The sequence below is a fragment of the Pseudomonas sp. 2VD genome, assembly GCF_005503585.1.
In the GTDB taxonomy this organism is placed as follows: Bacteria; Pseudomonadota; Gammaproteobacteria; order Pseudomonadales; family Pseudomonadaceae; genus Pseudomonas; species Pseudomonas aeruginosa.
The window spans coordinates 1-2,617 of the sequence record NZ_SCND01000547.1 but is presented as its reverse complement, the minus strand read 5'-3'; the positions used below and the strand labels follow the sequence as shown (position 1 = coordinate 2,617).

2 protein-coding genes and 2 pseudogenes are annotated in these 2,617 nt (G+C 66.6%); 1 reads left to right on the top strand and 3 read right to left on the bottom strand.

All coding sequences use genetic code 11. The annotated features are described in order from the left end of the window. Positions 1-116: pseudogene (locus FFS27_RS31430) on the top strand (TetR/AcrR family transcriptional regulator); the annotation flags it as partial. Positions 117-151: 35 nt separating this feature from the next. Here the strand turns inward: FFS27_RS31430 and FFS27_RS31425 are convergent. From FFS27_RS31425 to FFS27_RS31415, 3 genes and pseudogenes are all read right to left on the bottom strand, one after another. Then, positions 152-817: a TetR/AcrR family transcriptional regulator gene (locus FFS27_RS31425; protein WP_003084271.1), complete on the bottom strand. Its 666-nt coding sequence runs from the start codon at positions 815-817 to the stop codon at positions 152-154. Positions 818-877: 60 nt separating this feature from the next. After that, positions 878-1,939: a polyamine ABC transporter substrate-binding protein gene (locus FFS27_RS31420; RefSeq protein WP_023100735.1), complete on the bottom strand. Its 1,062-nt coding sequence runs from the start codon at positions 1,937-1,939 to the stop codon at positions 878-880. 255 nt (positions 1,940-2,194) lie between these two features. Continuing rightward, a pseudogene (locus FFS27_RS31415) lies at positions 2,195-2,617 on the bottom strand (glutamine synthetase); the annotation flags it as partial.

Here is a 2,617-nt window from a genome sequence, read left to right as displayed (position 1 = left end):
CACGCCTGGCGGAAGAAGGCATGCGGGTGTTCGACGCCTACCTGGGGCTCTACCTGCCGCCGATCCTGGAAAAGCGTAGCGAACCATTAACCGGATTTATATCCGATAAAAATCGGACTGTGAAGCGGTTTAAGGGAGTGTTATGGATTTTCTATCGATTTAAATCGGATATAAATCCGGTTAATGGTTCGCTACGCTTTTCCAGGATCGGCGGCAGGTAGAGCCCCAGGTAGGCGTCGAACACCCGCATGCCTTCTTCCGCCAGGCGTGCGTCGATGATCCCGTGACGCTGGACCGACAATGCGTAGACGCGATCGCCTAGCTCCATGGCCAGGCTGAAGATCTCGATATCGGTCGGCAGCGGAGGCAGCAGGAAATGCCGCTCGAACAGGGCGCGCATGGCCTGGCCGAGTTGCACGTCATGTTGGCGATCGGCCTGGGTGACTTCGGCCAGGCCGTGGCTGGCGAGAATCAGTTGGCGGGCCGCCGCGTCGCGGGCGTAGACCGCCAGCATGCGCTCCTCGACGATCCGCGACAGGTCGCGCCAGCAGCGCAGGCCTGCATGGTCCACCGGCTGTTCGAGGCACGCGCGGAAGGCGGCGTGGACCTCGCCGGTCAGCCCCTGGAGCAGGGCCGGCACGCTGGGGAAGAAGTGGTAGACCGACGATGGCGGCATTTCCGCGCGTTCGGCCACGCTATAGATGGTCAGGCCGCCGATGCCTTCGTCGGCGAGCAGGCCGCGAGCGGCGTCGAGGATCGCGGCGATCCGGGCCTGGCTGCTGGCGCGGGGCTTGCGGATGGACGAGGTGGGCTGCATGGCGGGTCTCCGGGCGTGAGCGGCTATTGGACGCCAGCTCACGCGACCGGGGCAAGCCGCTCAGTGGCTGGCGCCGCGGAAGGCCTTCCAGATCTCGTCGACCACCGGCCGGAGTTTTTCCGGCGGCGTTTCCAGGGCGAACAGGCGGCGGCTGGTGTCGCGGTCCGGATACAGGCCGGGTTGCTGGCGCAGGGCGGGATCGAGGAAGCCGGCGGCGTCGGCGTTGCCGCTGGGGTAGAGGGTGGCGGCGGTGATCTGTGCGGCGATCTTCGGTTGCATCAGGTAGTCGATGAAGCGGTGCGCCTCGCGTGGATGCTGGGCGCCGGCCGGGATCACCAGGTTGTCGATGAACAGCACCGAGCCTTCCTGCGGTACCTCGAAACTTACCGGCTGGCCCGCCTTGGCCGCGCGCAGGGCGTCGCCGACCCAGGCCATGGCCAGGCAGAGGCGACCGTCTTCGAGGTCGGCGATGTAGCGCTCGCTGTCGACGTAGCGCAGGTTCGGTCGCAGTCCGTGCAGCGCCTCGGCGGCGCGGCGTACCTGGCTCGGCGCAGTACGACCGAGGTTGCGGCCCTGGTAGTTGAGGAGGATCGCCAGGGTTTCGTCCGGCGCGTCCAGCAGGCTGATGCCGCAGCTTTTCAGGCGCTGGCTCTGGCTGGCGTCGAACAGCAGGCTCCAGCTGTTGGGCAGCGGCCCGCCATAGGCGGCTTCGGCCTGCGGGGTATTGATGGCCAGGCCTACGGCACCCCATAGATAGGGGACGGCGTGGCGATTGTCAGGATCGACCGCGGCCAGTTTGCTCAGCAATTGACGGTCGAGATGGCTGCGGTTGGGCAGCTGGGTGAAGTCCAGCGGCTGCAGCAGGTTGTCCTTCAGCAGGGCCGGCAGGGTGTCGTGGGAGGGGACGGCGACGTCGATCGCCTCGCCACTGCGCAGCGCCTTGTCCAGTTCCTCGGCGGTGGCGAAGGTGTGGTACTCGACGCGGATGCCGGTGTCCTTCTGGAAGGACTCGAGCACCTGCGGGTCGATGTAGTCGTTCCAGTTGTAGACGCGCAGGGTCTCCTCGGCCTGGGCCAGCCAGGGCGCGAGGGCGAGGAACAGCAGGACGGAAAGGCGGGGCATGGAATCTTCTCGCTGGACGGAACGGAGCGGACGATGGTGCCGGAGCCAGGCGGCAGCGGCATTGATGCAGGCCAGCATCGAGTCTGGCGGGAGGCGTGGCGGCAGGCTGTGCCGTGGCGCACATTTCCCGGTTCCGAGAAAAGGACCGGGGCGGTTTCCCAGACACAGACGCCCCCGCGTTGAGTGTCTGCGAAACCGCCCCGGATTTCGCTGCGCACGGCGCCGGCCCAGGACCGGCGCGCCGATACCGCTACCTCAGACGGTATGCAGGTACCAGTTGTACTCGAGGTCGGAGATCGAGTGCTCGAATTCCTCCAGCTCGCTTTCCTTGCAGGCGACGAAGATGTCGATGTACTTCGGGTCGATGTACTTCGCCATGATCTCGCTTTCGTCCAGCTCGCGCAGGGCGTCGCGCAGGTTGTTCGGCAGGCTCGGCTCCATCTGCTCGTAGGAGTTGCCTTCGATCGGCGCGCCCGGCTCGACCTTGTTGGTCAGCCCGTGATGAACGCCGGCCAGCACCGCTGCCAGTAGCAGGTAGGGATTGGCGTCGGCGCCGGCCACGCGGTGTTCCAGGCGTACCGCGTCCGGGCTGCCGGTGGGCACGCGCAGGGCCACGGTGCGGTTGTCCAGGCCCCAGCTCGGCGCGTTCGGCACGTAGAACTGCGAACCGAAGCGGCG